This window comes from Novosphingobium sp. 11B, assembly GCF_054589055.1.
In genome coordinates this window covers 8,367-11,030 of the sequence record NZ_BAAILP010000203.1, presented here as the reverse complement: position 1 = coordinate 11,030, position 2,664 = coordinate 8,367, and the positions used below count along the sequence as shown (strand labels likewise).

The following is a 2,664-nucleotide window of genomic DNA, read 5'->3' as shown; positions in this document are numbered from 1 at the left end:
CCGGACTTGATCCGGGACAGGTGGCGATCCTTGGGCAGAAGCGCGTTGCACGCGCTGGCCGGCGGCCGGGTCACGGCCAGCGGTCCCGGATCAAGTCCGGGACGACGTATCGTGATGCTGCTTGCCCTTCTGTTCGGCAGCATGACCGTAGCCGCGCAGGCGCAATCGGTCCCGCTCGGGCGGCTCGACGACACTGCCAAACCTGCGGCCTACCGGCTGGACCTCACCATCGATCCGTCCCGTCCGCGCTTTTCCGGGCATGTCGAGATCGACGTCGTGCTCGCCGCGCCGGCCTCTTCCATCGTGCTGCACGGGCGCGGGCTCGACGTGTCGCGCGTCATGGCGCGGGCAAAGGGCCGGTCGGTTGCCGGGCGCTGGCAGCAGATCGACCCCATCGGCGTCGCGCGAATCGAATTCCCGGAAGACCTGCCCGCCGGGCCGGTCACGCTGGCCTTCGATTACGGCGCCCCCTTTGCCGACGGACCTGCCGGACTGTTCCGCGAGCAGGTCGAAGGCGCATGGCATGTCTGGTCCCATTTCGAGGCGATCGATGCCCGCGCCGCGTTCCCCGGCTTCGACCAGCCTGGCTTCAAGACGCCCTTCACCCTCACCCTGCGCACGCCCAAGGGCCTGACCGCGATCGGCAATGCGCCCGAAGCCGGGCCGCCGGTCATCGAGAACGGGCTGGAGGTGCACCGCTTCGCGCCCACCGCACCGCTGCCGACATACCTCGTCGCGATGATGGTCGGCCCGTTCGCTTCGCTGGCGGGGGAGGCGAAGTCTTTGCCCCTGCGCATCGTCTCGACCCGGCAGAACGCCGACAGGCTGGCTTTCGCGCTTGACGGTACGCGCCGCATCACCGGGCTGCTGGAGGATTATTTCGGCACGCCCTTTCCCTTCCCCAAGCTGGACCAGATCACCACGCCGGTCCTGCCCGGCGCCATGGAGAACGCGGGCGCGGCGCTCTATCGCGACGACCTGCTGGTGGTGGATGCCGGGGCGCCGGTCACCCGCCAGCGCGCCTTCGGCACGATCGTGGCGCACGAACTCGGCCATCAGTGGTTCGGCGATCTCGTCACTCCGGCATGGTGGGACGACTTGTGGCTGAACGAGAGCTTCGCCAACTGGATCGGCTACCGCATCGGTGACGCCTGGCGCCCGGACCTCGGCATCGCCGGAGATGCGCTGGGCACCGGATTCGAGGCGATGGAAACCGACGCTCTGCTCGCGGGTCGGCCGGTGCGCCAGCCCATCACGGACAGCCGCCGGATCGAATCTGCCTTCGATGCTATCACGTACGGCAAGGGCGGCCACGTCGTTGGCATGGTCGCGGCATGGCTGGGCGACGAGCGGTTCCGCGAGGGTGTGCGCCGGTATATCGCCGCGCATGCGGGGGGCACCGCCACCAGCGAGGACTTCTTCGCCGCGCTCGCCGAAGTCGCAGGCAATCCCAAGCTGGTGCCGGCGATGCGCAGCTTCGTCGAGCAGCAGGGCGTGCCGCTCCTTGCCATGCGGCGCGACGGGGACCGGATCATGGTCACGCAGTTGCGCTACACCACGGCGGGCGTCGCGCCGCCCGAAACGCGCTGGACGATCCCGCTGTGCCTGCGACGCCGGGATGGCAAAGGGGGAGAAGCGCGCCGCTGCTTCATCATGGACCAGCACACGCAGAGCTTCATGCTGCCCGGAGAGGGGCCGGTGTTCCCCAACGCGGGCGGCACCGGCTACTACCGCTTCGAGCTGACCGCCGGCCACTGGCAGGAACTGATCGCCGGGGCCGACCGCCTGCCGGGCGGCGAGGCACTGGCGCTGGTCGATTCGCTCTGGGCTTCGATCCGCGCGGGGCGCGGCACCATCGGCGAGATGGCGCGGCTGGAGCGCAAGCTGATCCGGCACCCCGATCCTCATGCCGCCGACGCCGCCGACAAGGCGCTGTCGAAGCTGGTGCGCGAGAACATCGTCGGCGCACCGGGACGGCGGGGGTTCCGGCTCCTGCGCGAGAAGCTCTACGGGCCGCTCCTGAAGGAGTATGGCTTCGACCCGCGCGCGGGCGTTTATGCGCGTGAGGGAGCGGCACGCGCGCAGCGGCGGGTGCAGGTGGTCAATGCGCTCGTCGGCACCGGCGCCGGGCGGCAGCTGCGAAAGCAGCTTGGCGCGGCTGCCGTGGCTTATCTGGCGGGTGATGGGGCTGCCCTCGACCCGGCGTGGTTCGACCATGCGTTCGATCTGTACCTCTACGATCGCGATGGAGCGGCGGTGCGCACGCTGGTGGACAAGGCGCTGGCTTCGGAGGACCCGGTATTCCGCCCGGCAGCGCTTGGCGCGGCGGCGCGCACGGGCTTTCCGGCGATGGCGGCGTGGCTGCTTTCGCTCGACGATCCGCGCCTGCGCGAGAGCGAGCGGCGCGATCTGCTCGACGGTATCATGGCGCGCAGTGCCAGCCGGGAATACGGGTATGGCTGGGCGCTGTCCCACGTTGGGGCGTTGCTCGGCGGGGCGGATGGGCAGGCGGTTTCGACGCGGTTGCCGCAGATGCTCGGACGGTTCTGCTCGGTGGCCTGGGCGGACCGGATCGCACGGGACTTCAAGGCGGCGTTCGCGGCGACGCCGGGGGCGCTCGAACTGGACCGCGCGGTCGAGCGGGTGCGCAATTGCGGGCTGCTC

General features: G+C 70.2%; 1 protein-coding gene. It reads left to right on the top strand.

Features of this window, described 5'->3' with window-relative positions; translation table 11 throughout:
* Positions 1-114: 114 nt before the first annotated feature.
* On the top strand, positions 115-2,664 hold a 2,550-nt coding region (locus ACYPYD_RS18385; protein ID WP_459664680.1), incomplete at its 3' end, for a M1 family metallopeptidase.